Raw genomic sequence first — 26,205 nt, forward strand, 5'->3', positions numbered from 1 at the left:
GCACCTGCTTCGCCGCCGTCCTGGTGTCGTGGCTGCACGCGTCGGACTTGTCTGATGGGGAGTTCGCTATGCTCCAGGAGGCGTATCTGATGAACGTCGAGGGCCGTGCTCCGGACACGCCGAACCTGGAGGCCGCCGGAGGAGCCGGCCGTCCCTGGGCGGAAGCCCCCGCCTATCTCCTCATCCTCGATCTCCTCGCAATATTCGCCGCGGTGACGCTGCCGTGGTCCACGACCGCCACCACGGTGCTGATGGTGGGCTGGTCGATCGCGGTGATTCCGACGATCGATTGGGACGAGTTCATCAGAAGCCTGGCGCTTCCGGCCTGCGCGCTGCCGCTGGCGCTGTTCGTCCTGGCCGATATCGGCGTGCTGTGGTCCGACGGGCCGTGGGAATTGGGCGTGCAAGCCGTCAATCCCGTGTCGAAGCTGCTGCTGCTTCCCCTGCTGCTTTATCACTTCAGGCGCTCGGATCGCGCCCCCTGGGTGCTGATGAGCTTTGCGATGTCATCGGCCGTCATGATGATGCTGTCATGGGTCGCACTGGCAGATCCGTCGACGCTGGCAGCAGCCCTGCCGGTCGAGCAGGCGCTCGGCTCGCATCAGCCCTTCACGCTGTGCGCGCTCGCGCTGGTGGGGCCGGCTCTCGCCGGCCATGCGAGGGGGCAGACTGCCGCGGCGTTCGCCTTCGCAGGACTGAGCGCGCTGTTCCTGAGCCACGAACTGCTCGTCACGCCCGCGCAGACCGCCTGCGTCACCACCACCACTCTCGTGCTCGTGCTGGCCATACGCCATGTCAGCCGGCGCTTGGCGGTGCTGCTGTTGGCGGCAGCGGCCTTGACCGGCAGTGTTGCGTGGGCGGCGTCTCCGTTGTTGAGCCGGCCGATCGTGCAAACCGTGGTGCAGATGCATCTGTCGATTCTCACCGGCGACGGAGCCGCGGAGCGTCGGCCCGATTGGCGACGCGCCCTGGCGTCGCTTGCCGAAGCGCCGCTGTTAGGTCACGGCACCGGCGCGATCCGTCCGCCTTTTGCCGCTGATGCTCGCGGACCCCTGGAGGTGCGCGGCACCGGCCGCGATGCGCAGAGCCTGTCCGTCGCCTGGCAATGGGGACTGGCCGGTGTCGTCCTGCTCGCTGCAATGTGGATCAGTCACATCCATCTGGTCCGCGGACGCGACGGGATCGGGTGGGTCGGATTGACGATCATCGTGCAGACCTGCGTCGGCTCGATGCTGGGCTCCAATGTCGTCGGCGTCAATGAAGGCTGGATCTATGTGATCGGTCTCGGCGTAGCCGGCGGCGTCGCCCTTCGGCGTCGGGCTGGGGATCCGGACAAGGCCCCGCGCCCTGCTTTGCCCGTTGGATCGGTTTTCTGAAAATCAGTCAATAGATTCAGATAAAAATAAATCACTTGCGCTCCCGGCTCATCATCGACAATGATGGCCGCGTCCTGTCCCACGAGAGGGGCGAACGCGTCGTCACGGGCGTCGGGTGCGGGATGCGGTGGCCGTGAGGAAGCGCCAGACGAGCGCGTCCTTCGCGGACGGCGAAATCGTGTGGTCCTGGCGCCCCGATGCTGGCGTCAAGGTCGCGGGAGTGGATGAACTCCGCGGCCGACAGGGGCAAGACAGCCGGTCCCTGGGGAGAGCACGTATAAATCGTAGCCCATCGCGCAGGGTAGGCCGGATGTTCGGCCCGTACCTGTGGTGACTGCCGCGTGCTTTCGTGCACGCAACCACGGGTGCGCTCGGCACCCGGCCTTCCCTGCGCCCTCTCATCTGTCGAGGGCGGATGATGCCGTATAGCTCGGGCAATAGATGCCGCGAGACTACGAACGCTCGCCCTGCTGTTTGAGATGTGAATCGGAATGCCATACGTCCCGGTGGCTACGTCGATCGTCAGCGAACGCTGTCCCAATGGCGTCATCAGCACGTTGGTCGTGACTGTGCCCTCTCCCCCTTGCGGGAGAGGGCATGTAGGAAAGCGCGGCGTGTTCGGTCGGGTGAGGGGTATCTCTCCGCGAACCGTACTCGTAGATGCATACCTCTCACCGCACCGAGCTCGCAGCTCTGTCCTACATACCCTCTCCCGCAAGGGGAGAGGGCGCAGTCACGAGCAGCGCGATTCGTTGCACGTTCGGGATTTGTTGACGTGATAGAGCAGTAGGGTGGTCAAAGGCGCTCGCTCGACGGGCTGCGCCGGCCACGCTTGTTGCGCACCGTGCCCACCCGACGAACTCAGCCAAGTCGCTTGATGTCGAGGATTTCACTGCCACTCGCCTTGATCCGCGCGATGGCTTCGCTGATCCGCTCGATCTGCGTGGCCATGTGGAACGCGTTGGCGTGCACGATCGTATCGGCATCCCTGACGATGGCGACGTGGCCCTTCCAGAACATCAGGTCGCCGCGGCGGAGCTGCGCGGACTCATGATCAGCAAGCGTGCGTCCGAGCGCCGCCAGCTGCATGTCGCTGTCGCGCGGGCAGGCGATGGCGGCGGCCTGCAGCGACACCTGCACCAGGCCCGAGCAGTCGATGCCCAGGCTGCTCTTGCCGCCCCACAGATAGGGCGTGCCGATGAATTGCTCGGCTGTGGCGACGAAGTCGGGCACGGCGGCATCGAGCGGCGCGACGTGCGGCTTCGGCACGTACTGGCCGTCAGCGGTCACGACGAAGCTCGCATCCTCGCGGATGACTGCGATCGTCGAGCCCATCACCAGCGTCTCCGCCGGCGGCAGCTTGATCGAGGGTCCGGGGAAGGCGAAGCTGCGCAGCGCGATGATCCGGTGTGTCGGAGCCGCGGCGGGCGGCGCGAGCGCGGCCTCCGGCAGCCAGCCGACATAGCCGTCGGCCGCGAGCTGGCCCCATGCCCAGCCCTCGCCATTGCGGTCGTAGATCATGACGCGCTCGCCCTTCAGCGCCTGCGTCGCCAGCTCGGCGCCGGAGTGCGGCTGCTGACGCAGCGGCGCGATCGGATCGATCACGACCAGCGTCTCGCCGTCGACGAAGCGATCGGCGGTGACCTGACCTTCGAGATACCTCGCCGCGATGTCGCCGCGCGCCGGCGTGAGGCGTGGATCAGCCATAGCGCTCGCTCAGGAGCTTGTAGAGCGCGCGTGCCGCCTGGCACTCGCCGCCTTCGGGGCGGCCGGGTTTCGCCGACGGCGTCCAGGCGAAGATGTCGAGATGCAGCCAGCGCGTCGTCGGCTCGACGAAGCGCTGCAGGAACAGCGCGCAGGTGATCGAGCCGGCGAAGCCGCCCGACGGCGCGTTGTTGATCGTGGCGACCTTCGAGTCGAGCCAGCTGTCATACGGCGCCCATAACGGCATCCGCCACAGCGGGTCGTTCTCGGATGCCGCGCAACGCGCGACATCGGCGGCGAGCGTCTCGTCGTTGGTGTAGAACGGCGGCAGCTCGGGACCGAGCGCGACGCGCGCAGCGCCGGTGAGCGTGCCCATGTCGATCAGGAGATCCGGCTTGTCCTCGTCGGCCAGCGCCAGCGCATCGGCGAGGATCAGCCGGCCCTCGGCATCGGTGTTGCCGATCTCGACCGTGGGGCCCTTGCGCGAGGGAAACACGTCCATCGGGCGGAAGGCGTTGCCGGCCACTGAATTCTCGACGGCCGGGATCAGCACGCGCAGCTGTAGCTTCAGCTTCGCGTCCATCACCATCTGGGCCAGCGCCAGCACGTTGGCGGCGCCGCCCATGTCCTTTTTCATCAAGAGCATGCTGCTGGACGGCTTGAGATCGAGCCCGCCGGTGTCGAAGCACACGCCCTTGCCGACCAGCGTCACCTTGGGATGATCAGCGCTGCCCCATGTGAGCTCGATCAGCCGCGGCGCGCGCGTCGAGGCGCGGCCAACGACGTGGATCAAAGGAAAGTTCTGCGTCAGCAGATCGTCGCCGACGATGCTGGTGAAGCGGGCGCCGAAGCGGTCGGCGACCTGCTTCGCAGCCGCCTCGAGCTCCTCCGGGCCCATGTCGTTGGACGGCGTGTTGACGAGATCGCGCGCCAAAGTCGCCGCCTCGGCCAGCCGATCGAGCTCCGCGGCGTCGACGCCCTCGGGCGGCACGAGGCGGACGTCCGGCGTCTCGGCCTTGCGGTAGCGGCCGAAGCGGTAGCTGCCGAGCGCGAAGGCGAGCGCCGCAAGCCTGGCATCATGCGGCGCGCTGGCGAAGCGGTAGGTGCCGGCGGGCAGCAGGCCGGGCAAGGTGCCGGGCCGGAACAGGTCGCGGTGCCTGGCCTCGGGATCCTCGATGCCGAACAGCACCTGCGCGATGCGGCCATCGGCGCCGGGCAGGATCAGGCAGCTGCCGGGCTTGGCGGCATAGCCATTCGCCTCGGCGAAGTTGCGCGCTTCCGTCGACAGGCCGTCCTTGATCCCAGGCCAGCTCGCCTTCGTCACGAAGGCAATCGGAATGGCTGACGATGCGGGGGACGTCTCAAAAATCGACGGCATGCCTGATGGTTCCTCAAGTCGCGCGCGAGAGCCAGACTTCGCAGAGTTTGCCGGCCACTGCAATCATGCGGGGCGCATCGCCTTTCGGCCGACGCAGGTGTGATCAGCGCGCCCGCATTGCGCCATTAACCGGCTGTTAGCGTTAACAGTTTATTGCTGGCGCGTTCAATCCGCCCGTCTCGTCCCGAGTCCCGTGACCATGCGTCAGCAGCCTTCCATCGCCCGGCTCCTCGCCTCCGTGGCGCTCGCCGCTCTCATCGCCGCCGGCCTCGGCGGCTGCCAGACCGTGTCCGACGTGACGGGCTCGCTGGGCAGCCGCGCCGAGCCGCCGCCGCCGGCGACACCGCAGCGGGCGGCCGAGGTCTATGGCGAGCGCTACCGCGCCAACCCGAAGGATGCGGCGACCGCCGTCGCCTATGGACAGGCGCTGCGCAACAACGGCCAGCGCGAGCAGGCCGTCGCGGTGCTGGAGCAGGCGACGCTCGCCAATCCCGGCAACAAGACCGTACTCGCGGCTTACGGCCGGGCGCTTGCGGATAACGGAAATTTCAAGCTGGCCTTCGACGTGCTGTCGCGCGCCCACTCGCCCGACAACCCCGATTGGAAGCTGCTGTCGGTGCAGGGCACGGTGCTCGACCAGATGGCACGGCACGAGGAAGCGCGGCGCTACTACGAGAGCGCGCTCAAGATCGTGCCAGGCGAGCCGTCGGTGCTGTCCAATCTCGGCCTGTCCTACATGTTGACGCGGGAGTTGCCGAAGGCCGAGGAAACCCTCCGCCAGGCCTACGGCTCGCAGCGGGCGGATGCGCGGGTGCGCCAGAACCTCGCGCTCGTGGTCGGCCTGCAGGGCCGCTTCGCCGAGGCCGAGCAGATCGCCCGCGCCGACCTGCCGCCGGATGAAGCCGCCGCCAACGTCGCCTATCTGAAGCAGATGCTGCAGGGGCAGGGTCAAGGCCAGGGTCAAGGCAAGGGCAAGCCGCGGAGCGCGGTGCCGATGGCCGCACTCAGCCAGCCGGACGAGTGAGGCGAACTACGCGGCGCCCGCGAGCAGCCTGCGGCAGGTGTCGACGAACACGTCGGCACCCGTGACGATATCAGCATCGGACGTATTCTCCGTCCAGTGATGGCTGATGCCGCCGATCGACGGCACGAACAGCATGGCGGCGGGCATGATCGTGGCCAGCACCTGCGCATCATGGCCTGCGCCGCTCGGCATCCGCAGCGATTTGCCATCGGCAAGCGCGCCGCTCGCGGCCTCGATCGCATCCTGAAAACGGTCGTCCATCATCGCCGGCGCGCCAGTGCGGATGCGCTCGACGACGACCGGACAGGGACCTGCCGCGGTGGCCTGCGCGGCCAGCTCGCGCAGCAGCGCTTCGAGGCGATCGATGACTGCGGGATTGTCGTCGCGGATCTGGAACAGCATCTCGGCCTGGCCCGGGATGATGCTCGGCGCGCCCGGATCGAGCGTGATGCGACCGGTGGTCCACACCGTGCGCGGGCCGCAGGCGGACGGGAAATGCGCGTCGATCGCGACGCAGAATTTGGCGAGCGCGAGTCCCGCATCCTTGCGCACCGCCATCCGCGTCGTGCCGGCATGGTTCTGCGCGCCGGTGAAGACAATGCGATATTGCCAGATGCCGACGATCGAGGTGACGATTCCGACCTTGAGCGCGCCTTGTTCGAGCGTGTCGCCCTGCTCGATATGGGCTTCCAGATAGCCGATATGCCGGCCGCGCGCGGCATGCAGGCGCGGGCGGCCGGCAAGGCTCATCTCGGCGAGCGCCTCGCGCATCGTGCGCGGGCTGCTGCGGTCGCGCGCGGCATCGATGTCGGCCTCGCTGACGTCACCGACGTAGGAGCGGCTGCCGAGGAAAGCGCCGAAATGGCCCTCCTCGTCGCACCAGGACGCCACCTCGACGGCGCCCGCGATGGAGGGATCAGCATTGAGCACGCGGGCGGCTTCGAGCGCGTACACGACGCCGAGCGGGCCGTCGAGCCAGCCGGCGTAGTTCTGACTCTCGAGATGCGAGCCGGCCAGCAGCTTGGGCCCGGGCTTGGCGCTGGTGCCCAGCACATTGCCGATGCCGTCGATCTCCGGCGTGAGCTGCGCGTCGGGCAGGCGTGCGGCGAGCCAATGCAAGGATTGGCGATGCGCGTCGGAAAATGTCGGGCGATGCACGCCGGTCTTGTAGGTGCCGAAGGCCCGCAGCGCGTTCAGATCGGCGAGGACGCGGGCGCCGTCGGCGCGGCGGAGAGTGTCGGACATCAGGCGGAGACCTCTGGTCAAGCTCCGCCTAGCTTCCAGGGCAGCGCCGCCGCCGCAAGCGAAAAATTCGCCGACGGGACCGCCTCTACTGCATGGCGGCGACCTTGATGCCGGTCGGTCCCAGAATGACGACGAACAGCACCGGCAGGAAGAACAGGATCATCGGCACCGTCAGCTTGGGCGGCAGCGCGGCGGCCTTCTTCTCGGCCTCGTTCATGCGCATGTCGCGATTTTCCTGCGCCATTACGCGCAGCGACTGGCCGAGCGGCGTGCCGTAGCGCTCCGACTGCTGGAGCGCGAGGCAGACCGACTTGACGCCTTCGAGGCCGGTGCGGCGGGCGAGGTTTTCGTAGGCGACCTTGCGGTCCTGCAGATAGGACAGCTCCGCCGTGGTCAGCGTGAACTCCTCCGACAGCGCGATCGACTGGCTGGAGATCTCGATCGCGACGCGGCGGAAGGCGGCCTCGATCGACATGCCGGATTCGATGCAGATCAGCAGCAGGTCGAGCGCGTCTGGAAAAGCGCGCCTGATCGACAATTGTCGCTTGGAGATCGCGTTGCTGAGGAACAACATCGGGGCCTGCAGGCCGAGATAGGCCATGCCGACGCAGATGCCGATCTTGACCGGCATCGATTTCTCGAGATGCGCGATCACGAAGACATAGAGCACGGAGCCGGCGAACAGCACCACCGGTGTGACCAGGCGACCGAACAGGAAGGTGATGTAGGGCGCCTGGCCGCGGTAGCCGGCCATGATCAGCTTGTCGCGCGCGGCCTCCTGCGCCAGCCATTTGGTGAGGTTGAAATCGTCCACCACCTTGGCCACCAGCTGCTTCGGAGTCTGCCGCAGCGACACTTTCTCGCCGGCATTGAGACGCTCGCGCTCACGCTGCTTGATGCGTTCGCGCTCGCTGGCGACCGCCTTCATGCGCTTGTTAAGGTTCTCGCCAGCGAACAGCGGCATGATCAACGTATAGACGGTGGCGCTCGCCGCGATCGCGGCGAAGAACATCGTCATGAAGTGCGGATCGTGCAGCTTGGTGACCAGAAAGTCGACCATGGTTCACCCCTTCAGAAATCGAAGTTGATCATCTTCTTCATGACCAGGATGCCCATGGACATCCAGACCACGCAGCCGACCAGCATCAACTGGCCCGTGGGATGCGTCCAGAGCAGTGAGATGTAGTCTGGCGTGCTGAGATAGACCAGCAGCATCACGATCGGCGGCAGCGATCCGATGATGCCTGCGGAGGCCTTGGCCTCCATCGACATCGCCTGGATCTTCTCGGCCATCTTCTTGCGATCACGCAGCACCTTGGAGAGGTTGCCCAGCGCCTCGGAGAGGTTGCCGCCGGACTTCTGCTGGATCGCGATGACGATGCCGAAAAAGTTGGCCTCCGGCAGCGGCATCCGCTCATAGAGCCTGGCGCAAGCCTCGCCGAGCGGCATGCCGATCGCCTGGGTCTCGATGATCGCGAGGAACTCGCTGCGCAGCGGCTCGGGTGCGTCGGCGGCGACGACCTTGATCGATTCGAACAGCGGCAGGCCGGCCTTGATGCCGCGCACGATGACGTCGACCGCGTCCGGCAGCGCAGCGAGAAACTTCTTCTCGCGACGCTTCTTGAGGTAGCCCAGAATCCACCGCGGCAGACCAAGACCCGCCGCGAAGCCGAGGCCGAGCGCGCCGAGCGGGCCGCCGCCCGCGAAAAACGCGACCGCGCATACGACGAAGCCGAGGACGCCGGAGATGATCCAGAATTTCTGCACGGTCCAGTCCAGGCCGGCCTGCGAGATCCTGATGTTCAGCGGGACCTTGCTCTGCTTCTGGGCCTTGGCTTCGAGATCCTTCAGCGACGACTCGACCTGCTCGCGGCGCGAGCGCTGATTGCGTTCGACCTGACGGACCACCGGCTCGGCCTTGGCGACGGAGCTGCGCCGCTGCTCGGCCTTCCGCTCGCCGGACAGCATCGGATAGATGAAGACCCAGGCGATGCCGCCGATGGCGGTCGCGGCGAGGAACGCGAGGGCGAGAGCCTGAAACTTCATCGCGCTCTCCCTTATTCCTTGGCCGCGGCTTCGGCCGCATCGAGCGCCGCCGCCAGCCGCTTTTCTTCGCCATAATAGCGGGCGCGCTCCCAGAACCGCGGGCGGCCGATGCCGGTCGAGCGGTGGCGGCCGATGATCTTGCCGTTCGCATCCTCCCCGATCATGTCGTAGAGGAAGATGTCCTGGGTGATGATGGTGTCGCCTTCCATGCCCATCACCTCGGTGATGTGCGTGATGCGGCGGGAGCCGTCGCGCAGGCGCGCGGCCTGCACGATGACGTCGATCGAGGCGCAGATCATCTCGCGGATGGTGCGTGACGGCAGCGAGAAGCCGCCCATCGTGATCATGGATTCGCAGCGTGACAGCGCTTCGCGCGGGTTGTTGGCGTGCAAGGTGCCCATCGAGCCGTCGTGGCCGGTGTTCATGGCCTGGAGGAGATCGAACGCCTCCGGGCCGCGGACCTCGCCGACGATGATGCGTTCGGGACGCATACGCAGGCAGTTTCTCACCAGCTCGCGCATCGTCACCTGGCCTTCGCCTTCGATGTTCGGCGGCCGGGTTTCGAGGCGCACCACGTGCGGCTGCTGCAGCTGGAGCTCGGCGGCGTCCTCGCAGGTGATGACGCGCTCGTCATGATCGATGTAATTGGTCAGGCAGTTCAGCAGCGTGGTCTTGCCGGAGCCGGTACCGCCGGATATCAGCACGTTGCAGCGGACTCGGCCGATGATCTGCAGGATCTCGGCGCCTTCCGGCGAGATCGCGCCGAATTTGACCAGCTGATCGAGCGTCAGCTTGTCCTTCTTGAACTTACGAATGGTGAGCGCCGGGCCATCGATCGCCAGCGGCGGAACGATGGCGTTGACGCGGGAGCCGTCGGCGAGACGGGCGTCGCAGATCGGCGAGGATTCGTCGACGCGGCGGCCGACCTGGCTGACGATGCGCTGGCAGATGTTCAGGAGCTGCTGATTGTCGCGGAAGCGGATGCCGGTGCGCTGGATCTTGCCGTTGACTTCGATGAAGACCGTGCCGGCGCCGTTGACCATGATGTCGGCGATGTCGTCGCGCGACAGCAGCGGTTCGAGCGGGCCGTAGCCGAGGACGTCGTTGCAGATGTCGTCGAGCAGCTCCTCCTGCTCGGCGATCGACATCACGATGTTCTTGATCGCGATGATCTCGTTGACGATGTCGCGGATTTCCTCGCGCGCCGACTCGCCATCGAGCTTGGCGAGCTGCGCGAGGTCGATCGCCTCGATCAGCGCGCCGAAGATCGTCGCCTTGACCTGGTAGTAATTATCCGAGCGCCGGGCTTCCACCACGGGGGCAGGTGGCGGGGGAGCCTGCCGAGTCGGAGCTAATGGAGGCGACGGCACGGCCGGAGATGCCGCACGGGGGGCCGCCGGCGCGAGCTCGGGCGCTGGCGCTGCCGGCCTGAGGGTCCTGGTATCGCTGTCCGTTCCGCTACGCTTACCAAACACGGCTTAGAACTCCACGCAGGCTTACTTCGCCTTCAGCTTGTCGAGCAGAGGCGACAGGAAGGAGCCTTTCGGCTTCTTGGTCTCGCTGCGGCCGGTGAGCCGCTGCGCGATCTGGAGAAACATTTCGGTCGTCCGATGATTGGGCGACATCTCCGCGATCATCTGACCATTGTTCGCCGCCGCGCCGAAGATCTGCGGCTCGAACGGAATGGTGACGATCGGCGGGCTTTCGATGGCCTTGGCGAACTCGCTGGCGTTGATCTCCGGGCGCTTGGGAACGCCGACCTGGTTCAGGCAGTACAGCGGCATGCGGTCGTTGGGCCGGGCCGCCTTGAGGAGATCGTAAATGTTCTTGGTGTTGCGCAGCGAGGCAAGGTCCGGCGCCGCGACGATCAGGATGTCGTCGGCGCTGATCAGGGCCCGTTTGGTCCAGCCGGACCATTGATGCGGAACGTCCAGGACAATGCACGGCATCGAGGCCCGCAGCGTGTCGAAGACCGCGTCGAACGCCTCGGCGCCGAAATCATAGACGCGATCCAGCGTCGCCGGCGCGGCGAGCAGGCTGAGATGATCGGTGCACTTCGACAGCAACCGGTCCATGAAGGCGATGTCGATGCGATCCGGCGAGAACACCGCGTCGGCAATCCCTTGCGCCGGATCCTGATTGTAGTCGAGCCCGGCCGTGCCGAAAGCGAGGTCGAGATCGGCGACGACCGAGTCCATCGCGAGATCGCGCGCGATCGCCCAGGCGATGTTGTGGGCGATCGTCGAGGCTCCTACGCCGCCCTTGGCGCCGACGACGGCGATGATGCGCCCGACAGCCTTGGCCTCCGGCGCGGAGAACAGGTTGCAGATCGACCGCACGACATCGATCGGCGTGACCGGCGACAGCACATAGTCGCTGACGCCGCGGCGCACGAGCTCGCGATACAGCGTGACGTCGTTGACGCGGCCGATCACGACCACCCGCGTGCCGGGGTCGCAGACGGTCGCGAGGTGGTCGAGGCCTGCCAGGATATCGGAGCGCGCGTCGGTCTCCAGAATGATCACGTTCGGCGTCGGCGCCGAGCGATACGCTTCGATGGCAGCCGCCATGCCGCCCATCTGGATCTTCAGATGCGCCTTGCCGAGCCGCCGGTCCTCGCCGGCAGCCTGCACCGTGGCGGCGGTTTCCACCGTCTCGCAGAACGCCTGCACCGAGACACGCGGCGCCGGCGCGATATGATCGTCGGCCGGCGGCGGCACGACGTCAGGCTGCTCCTCTGGGGTCTGTCGGGCGTAGCTGATCATTTGCCTGTGTCGCTGAGTTTGGCCTTGTCGGCCTCTGGATACGTGATCGCGGTTGACGCTCCCTTGCGGTATTTCTCGAATAACGCGGTGCGTCGGGTCGTGTAGGACGGCGTTTCGGGGCGCGGCTGCACGAGATCGGCGGGGTTGTCGACCATCGCGGCCATGTTGCGCTGATAGGCGCAGCCGAAGTTCCAATCAGGCTTGTTGTCGAACCAGTTCTTGTTCTTGACCGAGGGCCCGAGATCGTCCGGCCAAAGGCCGCAGGGACCCGCTGTCGCCGAGAGCTTCGGATAGCTCAGCCGGATCGCGGCCATCTGGCGGGGGTCCTTCGGCTGATAGTTGCGGACGGTAACGCCGTGCGGCGGAACGCCCGCGGCGGAGAACAGAGATTGGATCTCCCGCATCGAATCGGCGGCCGCACGGGCGTTCGGCGTGCCGCTTGGTACATCGGCGACGATCGCGCCGGTGCCCTGACGCATCCAGCTTTGTGCCAGCCCCATAACCTCGGCACGCTGCTCGGCAGTCAGGCCGCCGCGGCCCTGGCCGACGAAGACCACGAGGGAGTCGGGCGCTTCCTGGACGGCAATCGGATGGCGCAGCCGGTAGTCATCGGGAATGCTGGCCGTGATGTCAGGATCGCGGCGGAAATTGCAGGCGCCAAGCAGAACGGCGGTTCCGGCGAGAGCGACCGCAAGATACAGCCGGCGGTGTCGAGCGGGGCGGGATGTCATGGTCATGGGTGCAAGTCCTTGGTCCCTGCTCAGTCCGTGATGAAGCCGTATGTGCCGCGATAGTTACGCCCCGGCTCGGTCCGGCCAGGCACGCCATAGATGCGGTTGATGCTGCCGAGGAGATCGGCCTGCGGATCCGAAGCTGCCGCGAAGCCGTCATCCGGGCGGGACAGATCCTTCTGCGAGACGGCGCGAACCACGAACGGCGTCACCAGCACCATCAGCTCGGTCTGATTGTTGACGTAGTCGCGGCTGCGGAACAGTGCGCCGAGGACGGGCAGCTGCATCAGGCCGGGCATGCCGCTGATCGCCTGCTTGGTCTGCTGCTGGATCAGGCCGGCCATCGCCATGGCGCCGCCCGAGGGAATTTCGAGCGTCGTCTCCGCCCGGCGGGTCTTGATCGACGGCACCGTCAGCGAGTTGACGGTCGTCGAGCTCACCGCCTGCGACAGCGTGATGGAGTTCTCGTTGGAGAGCTCCGATACCTCGGTCATCACCCGCATCGAGATGCGGCCCTCGGAGAGGACGATGGGCGTGAAGTTCAGCGAGATGCCGAACTTCTTGAAGCTGATCTGCGTGGTACAGACATGGGTCGTGGGATCGCAGGAGTAGCCGGCAGGAACCGGAAACTCGCCGCCGGCGATGAAGGTCGCGGACTCGCCGGAGATCGCGGTCAGGTTGGGCTCGGCCAAGGTACGGATCACGCCCGCGTTCTCCATGGCGCGCAACGTCGCCTGCACGGACGGGGTCGATCCGAACGCGGCGCTGACGGCATTGTTCGAGACCAGGTTGCTGCCATACGCCGTGAACGGGTTGGAGTTGGCGAATTTGACGACGGCCGTGCCGTAGTTGAGCTGGCCGGAGAGGTCGATGCCGAGCTGCTTGACGACCGAGCGCTGTACCTCGGCAACGGTCACCTTCAGCATCACCTGGTCGCGGCCGCGCACCGTGATCGAGTTGACGACCTTCTCGGCGCCGCCAGCGAGCCGTGCGGCGAGTTCGCCGGCCTGCTGGGCCTCGATCTGGCTGGAGGCCGAGCCGGTCAGCACGATGCCGTCGCCGAGCCCTTCGATCTGGATGTCGGCATTCGGCAAGAGCTGCTTCAGCGCGGCGCGTGCGCCGTTGAGGTCGCGCTTGACCGCGATGTCATAGGCGGCGATCTGCTGGCCCTGGGCGTCGAAGAAGACGATGTTGGTCTGGCCGACCGCCGCGCCAATGATGTAGGCGCGCTGAGAGGAGCGGACCACGGCATTGGCGATCTTCGGATCGGCGACGAGAACGTCCTTGATGTCGCGCGGCAGGTCTATGACCACGGACTTGCCGACACCGAGCGCGAGAAAGCGCGCATTGATCTGACCGTCAGCTGCGGGCGGCGCTGCGGCTGCCGGGCGGTAGTCCGCGGCGATCACCGGCGCGAGCGCCGGGTTGAGTGTCAGCGCAGCGGCGGCCGAAAGCGACAGCGCGCGGACCATCAGGGTCCGCAGTTTCCGCTGATTTTCGCTGCAAGTCATCTTGGTCGTCCTCTCGATCACTTCTGCGTCGTCATCGTGCTGGGAATGCCGAAGCGAACGACGGCAACGCTGTCTCCGCGCCTGCGATTATCGTCCGAGCGCTGCTCGGCCATGTTGACGTCGGCGATGCTGCGCAACGCCAGCGACAGCGTCCCGGTCTGCCGCGCGCGCGCCAGCGTCTCGGCCTGCTCAGGCTTGAGCTCCAGCGTCACGGTCTTGCCGACCACCGTGGTCTGGCCGTCCTTTTCCTTCGGCGCCTGGTCGATCGCGAGCACACGGATATTGGCGAGGATGATCTCCGAGCTGACGACGTCGCCGGCGTTGGGCTGATCGGGGTTGCGCTCGCGCTTGGACAGGATCACGTCGACGCGGTCGTTCGGCAGAATGAAGCCGCCGGCGCCGGTCTCCGGCGAGATCTCGGTCGAGACGGCGCGCATGCCGGCCGGCAGGATCGCAGCCATGAAGCCGGAACCGTCGGATTTCACCAGCTTCTGCTCGCGGATCGGCTCGCCGGCAATGAAGGGCGCCCGGGCAATCGTGCCGGTCACCTCGTTCTGGCCTTCCGGCCGCTCGTTGCGGCGGATGAAGCTCGAGCTCGCGGTCGAGGCCGGCCAGCTCTGCCACTGCAGGAGTTCGGGCTTGATCGACTGGCCGAGACCGATGTCAGCTTTGGCGACGAGGACATCGACGGTCGGGACCTGCGGCGCGGGTGCGGCGACCTGGGCCTGACGATCGTCGGACCCGCTCGCCAGATATGCGGCCACGCCGCCAGCGCCTACAGCGATGGTCAGAACCACAATGCGTGCGGTATTCATACGCTTCACTTTCCACATTACGCCGCGACGCTTGCGCCGCCGTGATGGGAGTTGAGCAGTTATTCGTCAAAGCATGGTTAATGAGGCGTATCTAAATCACCCTAACACCGCGTTGATACGGTGCTGTCAGATGAGTGCGAGGCGCACCGCGTCGATCGCCTTCACCCATTCGGTCTCCGGATAGACCATCAACGCGCCCAGAGCGAGCGCGATGCCATAAGGGACGCCGCTGTCCTTGGCGTGAAGGCGCGCCAGCCAGGGTTGTCCCGCCAACCCGTACGGCAGCGGCCATTGGCGGAACTGCATGAGAGCGAGGGTGAGCACGCCGCCGAAGATCGAGGCGTAGAGCAGGTAGTTCATCAGGTGGGCGAAGCCGAACCAAAGCGCGGCGGCCGACGCCACCTTGGCATCGCCGCCGCCGATCCAGCCGAATGCGAAGCACGTGAAAGCGATGACCAGGAGACTCGCACCTGCTCCGCAATGCATCAGCATGTCCGCCATGCTCATTCCGCTCAGCGGTGCCATCACCAGGAATCCCGCGACCAGCGCCAGCGAGACACGATTTGAAATCGTCATCGTGAGCAGGTCGCTCGCCGCAGCGAAGGCCATCAGGGCCGGAAAGATCAGCAGGCGTGCGAGATCGAGGGTCATGGGCTCTCAACGGCATCGAGACGGCGCTGCATGCACCGGCGGGCAGAAATCTAATGGTAAGAGTTTTAAGGATCGGGAAACAGATAAGGGGTTCGCCGATCGGGTCCGGCTTTCACCAGACGCTGGCGATGCGGGCTGCGAGCGCGACGATGGACAGCGCGAGCGCGCCGCAGACCAGGCGCAATGCTGCATCGAGCTGTCGCTGCGGGCGCCGGGCCGAGACGGCGGAGACAAGGTGGTTACGCATGACGGAACACCGCGGAGCTGACGTTGAAACAATAAAGGCCCCGGAAGTTCCGGGGCCTTTTTTGCTCGGTCGTGACGACCGCTTACTTCAGCGACGAGTTGATCGAGCCGAACTTGGAGCTCAGGCTGGAGCCGAGACCGTTGACGGCCGCGATGATCGCGAGCGAGATGCCGGCGGCGATCAGGCCGTACTCGATGGCGGTCGCGCCGGATTCATCCTTCACGAAGCGAGCAAGCAGATTCTTCATAGGGTAACTCCATGTACACGTGGCTGGTCGAACATAATCTGGTCGTTGCGGCGTTCTCAGCACCGTGACCATATGGGCACCCTAGGGGGCAGGAATTTCGGCGTAGTTAATTCAACCGATGAAACATCGCTTCTCGCGGCGGTTCTTGCGCAGAGTAAATTTGGAATGAACCGCTCCATAAAAACTGGAAACAATTGCCCGGCGGCTGCCGCCATACCTTGAAGTCTGGCGCTCGTGGTGTCCCTACGTCTCTTAATAACGTCATCTGATACGAGGCCGCAGCGCTCGATGAGATCGGGGACGGGTGTGCGAAATCAGCCTCGTGCGAGCTCGTCAGCGGCAGTCATATGGGAAAGACGCGCGCTTGCCGGCCCGGCGCCGGGGTTCACGGCTCCTTAAGCACCAGGGAGTACCCCTCGTTGAGGTTCAAGAAGCGAGGCATGTTATGTCCGGTCTGCCATGGGAAGTCGCGCTGATGCTCGGCCAGACCATCGAGAAGATTCTGCCGATCACCCTGGTTCTCGCGGTCGTCTTCTCGGTGCTCAGCCATTTCTGGGCCTGCAATCCCGGCAAGCCGTGGTGGCAGAAGCGCGAGCTCGTCACCGATATGGTGTATTGGTTTTTCGTGCCGGTGTTCGCCCGCGTGCTGCGCATCGGGCTGCTGGTGCTCGGGGCCAGCGTCATCTTCAAGATCCACGAGGCCGATGACCTGATCGCTTTCTACGAGAACGGTCATGGGCCGCTGGCGCAGCTGCCGGAGTGGGTGCAGGGGCTGCTGTTCATCGTGCTGGCTGATTTCATGCTGTACTGGACCCACCGGTTGTTCCACGGCGGCGACTTCTGGAAATACCACGCCGTTCACCACTCCTCGGAGGAGCTCGACTGGATCTCGGCGGCGCGCTTTCACCCGATCAACCTGATCCTCGGAACGATCGCCGTCGACGTGATCCTGCTGATGGCCGGCATCTCGCCGAACGTCATGATCTGGGTCGGACCGTTCACGACGTTCCATTCCGCCTTCGTGCACGCCAATCTCAACTGGACGCTTGGACCGTTCAAATACGTTCTGGCCACGCCGGTATTCCACCGCTGGCACCACACCGCGATGGAAGAGGGCGGCAACACCAATTTCGCCGGCACCTTCCCGCTCTGGGACATCCTGTTCGGCACGTTCCGCATGCCGGCAGGGCAGCTCCCGACGAGCTACGGCAAGGATGAGGCGACGATGCCGGGCGAGTTCGCAGGGCAGCTGGTCTTTCCGTTCCGCCGCTGAGTGCGCCGTCGGTTTCGAGGAATCGGCGCGCACGTTGGGAGATCGTTCACCAATTGAGCGCAGATTGGCCGGGTCGGGCGCCGTCACCGCTGCGTATCGCTTGAGACGGCTCGAAGATGTCCCGGGGTTGAGTATGTCGTTCAGTGTGTCGTGCCGTTCTTATGTAACCTTCGCGCTGCGGGCCGCGGTCGCTGCCATGCTGCTGTGTCCGGCCGCGGCATCTGCGGATCCCGATCCGGCCATTGCGGTCAACGTCGACCAGGCCAAGCTGGTCAAGCTGCCCGATCGTGTCGCCACCCTCGTGGTCGGCAATCCGATGATTGCCGATGTGACTTTGCAGAGCGGCGGCATCATCGTCGTGACCGGCAAGAGCTACGGCGCCACCAATTTCATCGCGATGGACCGCGGCGGTCAGGTGCTGATCGATCGCCAGATCCAGGTCGCCGGACCGACCGACCGGCTAGTCACCGTGTATCGCGGCGTCGATCGAGAGACCTACAGCTGCATGCCGATTTGCCAGCGCCGCGTCACCCTCGGTGACGGAGACAGCTACTTCAAGTCGGTGCTCGACCAGGCCGGGACGATGTCGAGCCAGGCCGCCGGAAATGCGGCGTCTGCCCCGAAGACCAACTGACGCTCGGGACAGTCTCTCCCAGACCAGCTGTCAGGGGGGATCTCCCCTGACGACGGTGCCAGCGCTCCGATCCCCCGGTCTGCTGCTGATGTGCCTATCGATCCACCAATGTCAGCAGACGTGAACCCGCCACTCATGTGGCGGCGCGATTTGCGTGCCTGTCCTCGCGACCATGGTTGACGGCGGGTTGAAGCGGCCTGCCATCTTGTTCGGATTGTAGGAAACCCTTTTCCAAGGAGTTTCCGCTATTTCTTTCACCCAAGTTGATGTCGCTTTCCAATTCCGGGTCCAACAATGCAAGCCTCTGTCCCCGCGACCGCTTCGATCCGCAGGCTGCTGCGACGCTTCCGACGCAATCGACGCGCGTCGGCCGCGCTGGAGTTCGCGCTGGTTGCGCCGATCTTCTTTGCGCTCTTGTTCGCGATCCTCGAAACCGCGCTGATGTTCTTTGCCGGTCAGGTGCTCGAGACGATCACCCAGGACTCGGCACGCATGATCCTGACAGGGCAGGCGCAACAGGGCTCGTACTCGCAGTCGCAGTTCGCGAGCTATGTCTGCAATCAGATTCCGGCGGCGTTGTTCGACTGCAACAAGATCTACATCGACGTGAAGAGCTATTCGTCGTTCTCCAACGTGACGATCGCCAGCCAGATCGACGCCAGCGGCAACTTCATCAACAACATGAGCTACAGCCCGGGGGCGGCGGGAGACATTGTCGTCGTCAGAGTGTTCTATCAGTGGCCGATCTTCGTGACCGGACTCGGCTACAACATCGCAAACCTGTCGGGCAGCAAGCGGCTGCTGGTGGGAACGGCTGCATTCAAGAACGAGCCGTACTCATAAGAGCGCCGGGAGCCAGCTCATGTGTTTCGTAGAAAGACCGAGGCCCAAGATGCAATTCCGTCTGCTGCGTCGCTTCCGCGCCGATCATAGCGGCGTCGCCGCCACCGAGTTCGCCTTCATCGTGCCGCTGATGCTCGTGATGTTCTTCGGCACGGTGGAGTTCTGCTCGGCGATCGCGGTCGACCGCAAGGTGACCTTGATGGCACGAACGCTGTCGGATCTGACGTCGCAGTCCACATCGGTCGGCGACAGCGACATGTCGAACTTCTTCGCTGCCTCGACCGGCATCATGTATCCGTATTCGACCTCGCCCGTGAATGCGACGATCTCGGAGATCGTGGTGGATTCGACCGGGAAGCAAGCGACGGTCGTGTGGAGCAAGGGGTCAGTGCCGCGGACCACGGGGACCACCGTCGGCATTCCGGCCGATCTTCTGGTCGCCAACACCTATCTGATCTTCAGCGAGGTGAGCTACCAGTACGTTCCGACCATCGGATATGTCATGGCGAAGACCGGTATCAACCTCAGCGACGTCGCCTATACCCGACCGCGGCAGTCGACCTGCGTCTTCTATAGCCCAAAGACAAGCTGCACGTGATCTGGACGCCAGACTGGGAGCGAGGCGCGGTACGTCCGTCGTCTGGATCGTCCCTCAGAAAACGAAAAAGGCCGCTGCAAGCGGCCTTTTTTGTTTCGACGTTCTCTGGATCCGCGTCGCGTAACGAAGTCCGAGCAGAGCTGAAGGCAACCGGTGGTCGCCTTCAGCGCGCGCGGCTTAGTTGGCTGCGCGGAGATTGTCGGCCGACGACTTGCCCGAACGGCGGTCAGCCACGATCTCGTAGGAGATCTTCTGGCCTTCGCGCAGCGTGCCGAGACCGGCGCGCTCGACGGCGCTGATGTGCACGAACACGTCGTTGCCGCCGTCATCCGGCTGAATGAAGCCATAGCCCTTGGTTGCGTTAAACCACTTCACGGTTCCCATGCTCACGGGGGTAGTTCCCTTCTCAGATATCAAATGTCGTAACCCAGGGGTCTGGGCTGGTTAGATCGAATTTTTGGAAGGGTCGTCAGCGTCTGAACCGGCTGTACCGGTAATAGCTAATCTCGTCCGGCCGAAAATCGATTGCGGGATATATTATTGGAAATGGCCGCGCAAAACAATCCTGAGGTGCGGGAGGGCGCACGATTTTTTGACGCGCCGGCGGGCAGCCGGCGCGTTGGATGTGTCTCTGATTGCGCGAAGATTTATCCAGCGGGATGCAGGGCGGAACGGTCTTCCGCCCCAGGCCTCAGCGCCGGCGGAACTGGCCGCCACGCTGCGCCGCGCCGCGCGGAGGGCCGCCCGGCGTGCTCGGCCGCTCGTCCTTGTGGCGGAAGATCAGCCGGCCCTTTTCCAGATCGTAGGGCGACATTTCGACGGTCACGCGGTCACCCGCGAGCGTTTTGATGCGATTCTTTTTCATCTTGCCGGCGGTGTAGGCGACGATCTCGTGCCCCGCGTCAAGTTGAACCCGGTATCGCGCGTCGGGAAGGATCTCGGTGACCAGCCCTTCGAACTGGATCAGCTCTTCCTTAGCCATGTCTTTCTCCAGATCGATAGACGTCTAGTTTGGCCGTTGGTTGCGGTTATGAGCGTGGTTTTTGGGTCTGCCCTCGCGATGCAGGAATGCAACGCCTTGAATCGACCCGGCCTTGCCGCCGCCTTGCGGCGGACGCTGGGGCTCCTGACGATTGCCTGGCAGAGGCGGCATCTTAGCATTGGAACGACGACGGCGGCGAGGCCCTTTTGCTGCGTTCCCGCCCTCGTTGCTCCGCGCATTCTGCATGCCAGGACGGCCGCCGCCGTGGCCGTTTTGGCGCTGGTGCTGGCCGGCCGGAGCGGCGTCGCGCTGGCCGGGGGTGCGACGATCTTCGCGCGGCAGCGTGGTCTTGGTCAGCCGCTCGATGTCGCGCAGATACGACATCTCGTCGGCGCCCGCGACCAGCGAGATGGCCACGCCATCGGCCCCGGCGCGCGCGGTGCGGCCGATGCGGTGGACGTAGGTTTCGGGCACGTTCGGCAGGTCGAAGTTGACCACATGGCTGACGCCGTCGACGTCGATGCCGCGCGCGGCGATGTCGGTCGCCACCAGGGTGCGGATCTCGCCGGTGCGGAATGCCGCCAGGGTGCGCTCGCGATGGTTCTGCGACTTGTTGCCATGAATGGCCTGGGCCGGGATGCCGGCCTTCTCCAGGCCCTTCACGACCTTGTCGGCGCCGTGCTTGGTGCGGGTGAACACCAGGGCGCGGTTGACCGGCTCGTTCTTGAGGAGCTGGGCCAGCAGGCTCGGCTTGGCGGAGTGATCGACCTGGATCACGCGCTGAGCGATGCGCTCGACGGTGGAGGAGACGGGGGTCACAGCGACGCGGGCCGGATCGCGCAGCATCGAGTCGGCGAGCTCGGCGATGTCCTTCGGCATGGTGGCCGAGAAGAACAGCGTCTGCCGCTTGATCGGCAGCTTGGCGACGATCTTCCGGATGTCGTTGATGAAGCCCATATCGAGCATGCGGTCGGCTTCATCGAGCACCAGGAATTCGACGTGCGACAGTTTCAGAGCGTTGCCCTGAACCAGGTCGAGCAGGCGGCCCGGGGTCGCGACCAGCACATCGACGCCCGGCATCACCGCGCGGACCTGCCGGCCCATGGGGACGCCGCCTATCGCGAGCGTCGAGCTCAGGCGGATGTGGCGGCCATAGGTGTTGAAGCTGTCCAGGATCTGGCCGGAGAGCTCGCGGGTCGGGCTCAGCACAAGCACGCGTGCGGTCTTCGGCTGCGGCTTGATGCGGTTCTCGAGCAGGCGATGCAGGATCGGCAGCGCGAACGAGGCGGTCTTGCCGGTTCCGGTCTGCGCGATGCCGATCACGTCACGGCCCTGGAGCGCGAGCGGAATGGTCTGGGCCTGAATCGGGGTCGGCGTGGTGTAATTTTCTTCCTTCAGCGCGCGCGTCAGCGCGTCCGCGAGGTTGAAGTCCTGAAAAGAGGTCAAAAGATTGGGCTTTCCATAAGAGGATAAGGCCCGTGTCGGCAGGCAGCCGGACGCGGGTGGGTGGTTGAAGAGACACCCGCGTGTTTGGAGCGTCGAGATTGGATAGGGGAGGATGCAAAGCCAGAAGCTCAGGTCGAGCTAAAGAACACGCGGCTTGCAGAGATCCGGCCGATTCGCCTCGATCTATCAGCTATATGGAACAGGTGGACGGCACTTTCAAGGCCGTTGCGCAACGGGTTGGCGCTGCAGGCGGTAACCTGCTGCTTTAAATTTAGCCATTCGAAACATGATGCATAAATTATCACCTACATGCCGGATGAATAATCAGATGGCTTGCCCAAATTGACGGCAGTCGGATGCGACCTTCCGTCGCGATTTTGTCAAGTTCCACATTCGGGTCAAAGGCTTACCAGATGTGAACGGTATGGCACGCTTCTTGCGAATCTTCCGCCGCAGACCGCCGGCCGCCTTGGCTGCGAAGCACGTCTGCGTCAGGGAGATATTATCGCATGCTTACTCGACTCACTCAGGAATTAACGGCGCCGTTCAGCCGCCGTCGCTGGCTGGCTGCAGCTGCCGGCCTGGCACTTGGCGCAGCCGGCTTTGGCCCGGCGATGGCCGCTGACGACACCATCAAGGTCGGCGTCCTGCATTCTCTGTCCGGCACCATGGCCATCAGCGAAACCACGCTGAAGGACACGATCCTGTTCCTGATCGACGAACAGAACAAGAAGGGCGGCGTGCTCGGCAAGAAGCTCGAGGCCGTCGTCGTCGACCCCGCCTCGAACTGGCCGCTGTTCGCCGAAAAGGCGCGTGAGCTGATCACCAAGGACAAGGTCTCGGTCGTGTTCGGCTGCTGGACCTCGGTGTCGCGCAAGTCGGTGCTGCCGGTGTTCAAGGAGCTCAACAGCATCCTGTTCTACCCGGTCCAGTACGAGGGCGAAGAGAGCGAGCGCAACGTGTTCTACACCGGCGCGGCGCCGAACCAGCAGGCGATCCCGGCGGTCGACTACCTGATGAAGGAAGAGAAGGTGAAGCGCTGGGTGCTGGCCGGCACCGACTACGTCTATCCGCGGACCACCAACAAGATCCTGGAAGCCTACCTGAAGTCGAAGGGCGTGGCTCAGGAAGACATCATGATCAACTACACGCCGTTCGGTCACTCCGACTGGCAGACGATCGTCGCCGACATCAAGAAGTTCGGCTCGGCCGGCAAGAAGACTGCCGTGGTCTCGACCATCAACGGCGACGCCAACGTTCCGTTCTACAAGGAGCTCGGCAACCAGGGCATCAAGGCCAAGGACATCCCGGTGGTCGCGTTCTCGGTGGGTGAGGAAGAGCTCGCCGGCATCGACACCAAGCCGCTGGTCGGCCATCTCGCCGCCTGGAACTACTTCGAGTCGATCAAGACCCCGGCCAACGAGAAGTTCATCAAGGAGTGGCAGGCCTACACCAAGAATCCGAAGCGCGTGACCAACGACCCGATGGAAGCCCACGTGATCGGCTTCAACATGTGGGTGAAGGCGGTCGAGAAGGTGAAGTCGACCGATCCGGATAAGGTCATCGACGCTCTCCCGGGCACCGAGGCGCCGAACCTGACCGGCGGCGTGTCGAAGATGCTGCCGAACCACCACATCACCAAGCCGGTGTTCATCGGCGAGATCAAGGGCGATGGCCAGTTCAGCGTCGTCTACAAGACCAAGGATCTCGTGCCGGGCGACGCCTGGTCGAAGGAGCTCGAGGGCTCCAAGGACCTGATCGGCGACTGGGTCGGCAAGAAGTGCGGCAACTACAACGTCAAGACCAACAAGTGCCTGGGCTCGGGCACCTGATCTGAGCTTGACGACGTCGTGACGACCGGAGAAGGCGGCGACCTCCGCCGCCTTCTCTCTTCCTCCTGCCGGGGTGGTCCAGTGCCTGCCATTGTTCTCGCGCTTGTGCGCGGTCTTCTTCTGTCCATTGCCTTGATCGTCGCGACCGCTCCGGCGTTTGCCGCCAGCTTCGAAGAGTCGGTCGCCAAATTCGCAAATGACGATTTCTCCGACACCGACGATGCGGTGGGCGAGATCGCCGTGTCCGGCAATCCGCTGGCCTATCCGATCATCAGCGCGCTGCAGGACGAGCGGCTGATGTTCGATGCCGAGACCAAGAAGGTCTATGTCAAGCAGACCGACGGCAAGATCATCGATGCCGCGACCGGCGCGGCCGTCGACAAGCTGCCCGACAATGCCGCGGCGGTGAGCCTCAACAACCGCCTGCGCCGCACCGTGGACGCCGCGCTCGGCGGCCTGACGCTGCTGTCGCCGGACACCAATACGCGCCTGACCGCTGCGAAATCGGTGTTCAAGTCGCATGACGAGGCGACGCTGTCGACCGTAGAGTCGGCGCTCGCCAAGGAGACCAACCGCACGGTCAAGCAGGCGCTGGCCGAGGCGCGTGCCGCGATCCTGCTGTTCAAGTCCGACGCCAGCGAGGTCGACAAGCTCGACGCCGTCGCCACCATCAGGTCGCGCGGCGACCAGGAGGCGCTGGCGCTGCTGACCGAGATCAGCGGCGGCGACCAGCCCGCCAACGTCGCCAGGGCGGCGGCGAGCGCGATCTCATCGATCCAGGGCTCGCTTGCTATCTGGTCCGGCGTGCAGAACGCCTGGTACGGCCTGTCGCTCGGCTCGGTGCTGCTGCTGGCCGCCATCGGCCTCGCCATCACCTTCGGTGTGATGGGCGTCATCAACATGGCCCATGGCGAGATGGTGATGCTCGGCGCCTACACCACCTTCGTCGTGCAGGAGGTCATCCGCACGCGCTATCCCGCGCTGTTCGACTACTCGCTTCTGATCGCCGCACCGCTCGCCTTCCTGGTGGCCGGCGCGATCGGCGTGCTGATCGAGCGCACCATCATCCGCTTCCTCTATGGCCGTCCGTTGGAGACGCTGCTCGCCACCTGGGGCCTGTCGCTGATCCTGCAGCAGGCGGTCCGCTCCGCGTTCGGTCCGACCAACCGTGAGGTCGGCAATCCCTCCTGGATGAGCGGCGCGTTCGAGCTGGGGCAGATTACCATCACCTACAATCGGCTCTGGATCCTCTGCTTTACCATGGCCGTGTTCGCGATCCTGCTGGCGATGCTGCGCTACACGGCGCTCGGCCTTGAGATGCGCGCAGTGACGCAGAACCGGCGCATGGCGGCCTCGATGGGCATCGCGACGTCGCGGGTCGATGCGCTGACCTTCGGCCTCGGCTCCGGCATCGCCGGGATTGCCGGGGTGGCGCTGTCGCAGATCGACAATGTCAGCCCGAACCTCGGTCAGAGCTACATCATCGACTCCTTCATGGTCGTGGTGTTCGGCGGCGTCGGCAATCTCTGGGGTACGCTGGTCGGCGCCTTCACGCTCGGCATCGCCAACAAGTTCCTGGAGCCGGTCGCCGGCGCGGTGCTCGGCAAGATCGCGATCCTGGTGCTGATCATCCTTTTCATTCAGAAGCGCCCGCGCGGGCTGTTCGCGCTCAAGGGCCGGGCGGTGGAAGCATGATGCCGCATCTGCTGACCCGCTCGCTCGACCGCGGCGCGTCGATCTTTCTCCTGATCGTCGCCGCCTGCGGCATCCTGATCCCGCTGTCCAACCTGCTGCTGCCGGCGGGTTCGGCGCTGCAGGTGCCGACCTATCTGGTCGCGCTGTGGGGCAAATATGTCTGCTACGCCATCCTGGCGCTCTCGATCGATCTGATCTGGGGCTATTGCGGCATTCTCTCGCTCGGTCATGGCGCCTTTTTCGCGCTCGGCGGCTACGCCATGGGCATGTATCTGATGCGCCAGATCGGCACCCGCGGCGTCTACGGCAACCCGATCCTGCCGGACTTCATGGTGTTCCTGAACTACTCCAAGCTGCCCTGGTACTGGCACGGCTTCGACATGTTCTGGTTCGCCGCGCTGATGGTGCTGTTGGTGCCCGGCCTGCTCGCCTTCTGCTTCGGCTGGCTCGCCTTCCGCTCCCGCGTCACCGGCGTCTATCTCTCGATCATCACCCAGGCGATGACCTACGCGCTGCTGCTCGCGTTCTTCCGCAACGATTTCGGCTTCGGCGGCAACAACGGCCTGACCGACTTCAAGGACATCCTCGGCTTCAACGTCCAGGCGGACGGCACCCGCGCGGCCCTGTTCGCGCTCAGCTGCCTCGCGTTGATCCTCGCCTTCCTGATCTGCCGTGCAGTGGTGTCGTCGAAGCTCGGCAAGGTGCTGATCGCGATCCGCGACGCCGAATCGCGCACGCGCTTCCTCGGCTACCGGGTGGAGTCCTACAAGCTGTTCGTCTTCACGCTGTCGGCCTGCATGGCCGGCGTCGCCGGCGCGCTCTATGTGCCGCAGGTCGGCATCATCAACCCATCCGAGTTTGCGCCGGGCAATTCGATCGAGGCGGTGATCTGGGTTGCGGTCGGAGGCCGCGGCACGCTGGTCGGGGCGGCGCTCGGTGCCGTCGTGGTCAACTACGCCAAGACGTTCTTCACCTCGGGCGTGCTGGCGCCTTACTGGCTGTTCATGCTCGGCGCGCTGTTCGTCATGGTCACCTTGCTGCTGCCGAAGGGCATTCTCGGCACGTTCAATGCGTGGTGGGACCAGCTCGGCACCAAGACGCCGAACGCCGACAGCGCCGCCCGCGAGGACGGCGTCACCGAACCCAAGATGGCGGAGTGAGC

At 64.9% G+C, this 26,205-nt stretch carries 25 protein-coding genes; 9 read left to right on the forward strand and 16 right to left on the reverse strand.

Features of this window, described 5'->3' with window-relative positions:
• The first annotated feature begins 23 nt into the window (after nucleotides 1–23).
• Nucleotides 24–1,376, forward strand: coding sequence for a hypothetical protein (locus tag BRADO_RS04710; protein ID WP_011924175.1), 1,353 nt, complete (start codon nucleotides 24–26; stop codon nucleotides 1,374–1,376).
• Between the two features lie 861 nt (nucleotides 1,377–2,237).
• On the opposite strand, the gene BRADO_RS04715 is transcribed toward BRADO_RS04710, so the two are convergent.
• Nucleotides 2,238–3,083: an NlpC/P60 family protein gene (locus tag BRADO_RS04715; RefSeq protein ID WP_011924176.1), complete on the reverse strand. Its 846-nt coding sequence runs from the start codon at nucleotides 3,081–3,083 to the stop codon at nucleotides 2,238–2,240.
• On the reverse strand, nucleotides 3,076–4,458 hold the full coding sequence (locus tag BRADO_RS04720; protein ID WP_041756101.1) for a M17 family metallopeptidase: 1,383 nt from the start codon (nucleotides 4,456–4,458) through the stop codon (nucleotides 3,076–3,078). The genes BRADO_RS04715 and BRADO_RS04720 overlap by 8 nt, the downstream gene beginning before the upstream one ends.
• A gap of 199 nt (nucleotides 4,459–4,657) precedes the next feature.
• Between BRADO_RS04720 and BRADO_RS04725 the strand changes: the two genes are divergently transcribed.
• Entirely contained in the window at nucleotides 4,658–5,482 is an 825-nt protein-coding gene (locus BRADO_RS04725) for a tetratricopeptide repeat protein (protein ID WP_041756102.1), read from the forward strand.
• 6 nt (nucleotides 5,483–5,488) lie between these two features.
• Here the strand turns inward: BRADO_RS04725 and BRADO_RS04730 are convergent, their stop codons facing one another.
• The 11 genes from BRADO_RS04730 to BRADO_RS04775 all read right to left on the reverse strand — a co-directional run bounded on the left by BRADO_RS04730 (nucleotide 5,489) and on the right by BRADO_RS04775 (nucleotide 15,740).
• A complete protein-coding gene (locus BRADO_RS04730; protein ID WP_041756103.1) occupies nucleotides 5,489–6,727 on the reverse strand; it encodes a Zn-dependent hydrolase in 1,239 nt (412 codons plus the stop codon).
• Nucleotides 6,728–6,812: 85 nt separating this feature from the next.
• The gene (locus tag BRADO_RS04735) at nucleotides 6,813–7,787 is read right to left on the reverse strand and encodes a type II secretion system F family protein (RefSeq protein ID WP_011924180.1); all 975 of its coding nucleotides are present in this window, start codon (nucleotides 7,785–7,787) and stop codon (nucleotides 6,813–6,815) included.
• An 11-nt stretch (nucleotides 7,788–7,798) separates the two neighbouring features.
• Nucleotides 7,799–8,773 carry a type II secretion system F family protein gene (locus tag BRADO_RS04740; RefSeq protein ID WP_011924181.1) on the reverse strand — a complete coding sequence of 325 codons (975 nt, stop codon included), beginning with the start codon at nucleotides 8,771–8,773 and terminating at the stop codon, nucleotides 7,799–7,801.
• An 11-nt stretch (nucleotides 8,774–8,784) separates the two neighbouring features.
• Nucleotides 8,785–10,248, reverse strand: coding sequence for a CpaF family protein (locus tag BRADO_RS04745; RefSeq protein WP_083794823.1), 1,464 nt, complete (start codon nucleotides 10,246–10,248; stop codon nucleotides 8,785–8,787).
• A 21-nt stretch (nucleotides 10,249–10,269) separates the two neighbouring features.
• Nucleotides 10,270–11,538 (reverse strand): AAA family ATPase, encoded by a 1,269-nt coding sequence (locus tag BRADO_RS04750; RefSeq protein WP_011924182.1) that lies wholly within the window; start codon nucleotides 11,536–11,538, stop codon nucleotides 10,270–10,272.
• Nucleotides 11,535–12,275, reverse strand: a complete 741-nt coding sequence (locus BRADO_RS04755) for a CpaD family pilus assembly protein (protein WP_011924183.1) — start codon at nucleotides 12,273–12,275, stop codon at nucleotides 11,535–11,537. The genes BRADO_RS04750 and BRADO_RS04755 overlap by 4 nt, the downstream gene beginning before the upstream one ends.
• A 23-nt stretch (nucleotides 12,276–12,298) precedes the next feature.
• Entirely contained in the window at nucleotides 12,299–13,780 is a 1,482-nt protein-coding gene (locus BRADO_RS04760; RefSeq protein ID WP_041757309.1) for a type II and III secretion system protein family protein, read from the reverse strand.
• A gap of 17 nt (nucleotides 13,781–13,797) precedes the next feature.
• Complete coding sequence (gene cpaB / locus BRADO_RS04765; RefSeq protein WP_041757310.1) at nucleotides 13,798–14,595, reverse strand: Flp pilus assembly protein CpaB; 798 nt, start codon at nucleotides 14,593–14,595, stop codon at nucleotides 13,798–13,800.
• Nucleotides 14,596–14,721: 126 nt separating this feature from the next.
• Nucleotides 14,722–15,246: a prepilin peptidase gene (locus BRADO_RS04770; RefSeq protein ID WP_011924186.1), complete on the reverse strand. Its 525-nt coding sequence runs from the start codon at nucleotides 15,244–15,246 to the stop codon at nucleotides 14,722–14,724.
• 112 nt (nucleotides 15,247–15,358) lie between these two features.
• Nucleotides 15,359–15,493 carry a hypothetical protein gene (locus BRADO_RS35855; protein WP_256374588.1) on the reverse strand — a complete coding sequence of 45 codons (135 nt, stop codon included), beginning with the start codon at nucleotides 15,491–15,493 and terminating at the stop codon, nucleotides 15,359–15,361.
• An 82-nt stretch (nucleotides 15,494–15,575) separates the two neighbouring features.
• Entirely contained in the window at nucleotides 15,576–15,740 is a 165-nt protein-coding gene (locus BRADO_RS04775) for a Flp family type IVb pilin (protein ID WP_008964729.1), read from the reverse strand.
• A 445-nt stretch (nucleotides 15,741–16,185) separates the two neighbouring features.
• Between BRADO_RS04775 and BRADO_RS04780 the strand changes: the two genes are divergently transcribed.
• The 4 genes from BRADO_RS04780 to BRADO_RS04795 all read left to right on the forward strand — a co-directional run bounded on the left by BRADO_RS04780 (nucleotide 16,186) and on the right by BRADO_RS04795 (nucleotide 19,088).
• Nucleotides 16,186–17,013, forward strand: a complete 828-nt coding sequence (locus tag BRADO_RS04780; protein ID WP_011924188.1) for a sterol desaturase family protein — start codon at nucleotides 16,186–16,188, stop codon at nucleotides 17,011–17,013.
• 196 nt (nucleotides 17,014–17,209) lie between these two features.
• Complete coding sequence (locus tag BRADO_RS04785; protein ID WP_011924189.1) at nucleotides 17,210–17,647, forward strand: pilus assembly protein N-terminal domain-containing protein; 438 nt, start codon at nucleotides 17,210–17,212, stop codon at nucleotides 17,645–17,647.
• Nucleotides 17,648–17,941: 294 nt separating this feature from the next.
• Nucleotides 17,942–18,490 (forward strand): TadE/TadG family type IV pilus assembly protein, encoded by a 549-nt coding sequence (locus tag BRADO_RS04790; protein ID WP_011924190.1) that lies wholly within the window; start codon nucleotides 17,942–17,944, stop codon nucleotides 18,488–18,490.
• A gap of 49 nt (nucleotides 18,491–18,539) precedes the next feature.
• Nucleotides 18,540–19,088 carry a TadE/TadG family type IV pilus assembly protein gene (locus BRADO_RS04795; RefSeq protein ID WP_041756104.1) on the forward strand — a complete coding sequence of 183 codons (549 nt, stop codon included), beginning with the start codon at nucleotides 18,540–18,542 and terminating at the stop codon, nucleotides 19,086–19,088.
• A gap of 177 nt (nucleotides 19,089–19,265) precedes the next feature.
• Here the strand turns inward: BRADO_RS04795 and BRADO_RS04800 are convergent, their stop codons facing one another.
• The 3 genes from BRADO_RS04800 to BRADO_RS04810 all read right to left on the reverse strand — a co-directional run bounded on the left by BRADO_RS04800 (nucleotide 19,266) and on the right by BRADO_RS04810 (nucleotide 21,516).
• A complete protein-coding gene (locus tag BRADO_RS04800; protein ID WP_006612155.1) occupies nucleotides 19,266–19,478 on the reverse strand; it encodes a cold-shock protein in 213 nt (70 codons plus the stop codon).
• Nucleotides 19,479–19,779: 301 nt separating this feature from the next.
• The gene (infA, locus tag BRADO_RS04805; RefSeq protein ID WP_011924192.1) at nucleotides 19,780–20,070 is read right to left on the reverse strand and encodes a translation initiation factor IF-1; all 291 of its coding nucleotides are present in this window, start codon (nucleotides 20,068–20,070) and stop codon (nucleotides 19,780–19,782) included.
• A gap of 24 nt (nucleotides 20,071–20,094) precedes the next feature.
• Complete coding sequence (locus tag BRADO_RS04810) at nucleotides 20,095–21,516, reverse strand: DEAD/DEAH box helicase (RefSeq protein ID WP_011924193.1); 1,422 nt, start codon at nucleotides 21,514–21,516, stop codon at nucleotides 20,095–20,097.
• A gap of 509 nt (nucleotides 21,517–22,025) precedes the next feature.
• Here BRADO_RS04810 and urtA point away from each other — a divergent pair.
• The 3 genes from urtA to urtC all read left to right on the forward strand — a co-directional run bounded on the left by urtA (nucleotide 22,026) and on the right by urtC (nucleotide 26,203).
• On the forward strand, nucleotides 22,026–23,348 hold the full coding sequence (gene urtA, locus BRADO_RS04815; RefSeq protein WP_011924194.1) for an urea ABC transporter substrate-binding protein: 1,323 nt from the start codon (nucleotides 22,026–22,028) through the stop codon (nucleotides 23,346–23,348).
• A gap of 132 nt (nucleotides 23,349–23,480) precedes the next feature.
• On the forward strand, nucleotides 23,481–25,043 hold the full coding sequence (gene urtB, locus BRADO_RS04820; RefSeq protein ID WP_011924195.1) for an urea ABC transporter permease subunit UrtB: 1,563 nt from the start codon (nucleotides 23,481–23,483) through the stop codon (nucleotides 25,041–25,043).
• Nucleotides 25,040–26,203 (forward strand): urea ABC transporter permease subunit UrtC, encoded by a 1,164-nt coding sequence (gene urtC, locus BRADO_RS04825; RefSeq protein ID WP_011924196.1) that lies wholly within the window; start codon nucleotides 25,040–25,042, stop codon nucleotides 26,201–26,203. Before urtB ends, urtC begins: the two co-directional genes overlap by 4 nt.
• The last annotated feature ends 2 nt before the right edge of the window (nucleotides 26,204–26,205 follow it).

Origin of the sequence: Bradyrhizobium sp. ORS 278 (assembly GCF_000026145.1) — a bacterium.
In the GTDB taxonomy this organism is placed as follows: domain Bacteria; phylum Pseudomonadota; class Alphaproteobacteria; order Rhizobiales; family Xanthobacteraceae; genus Bradyrhizobium.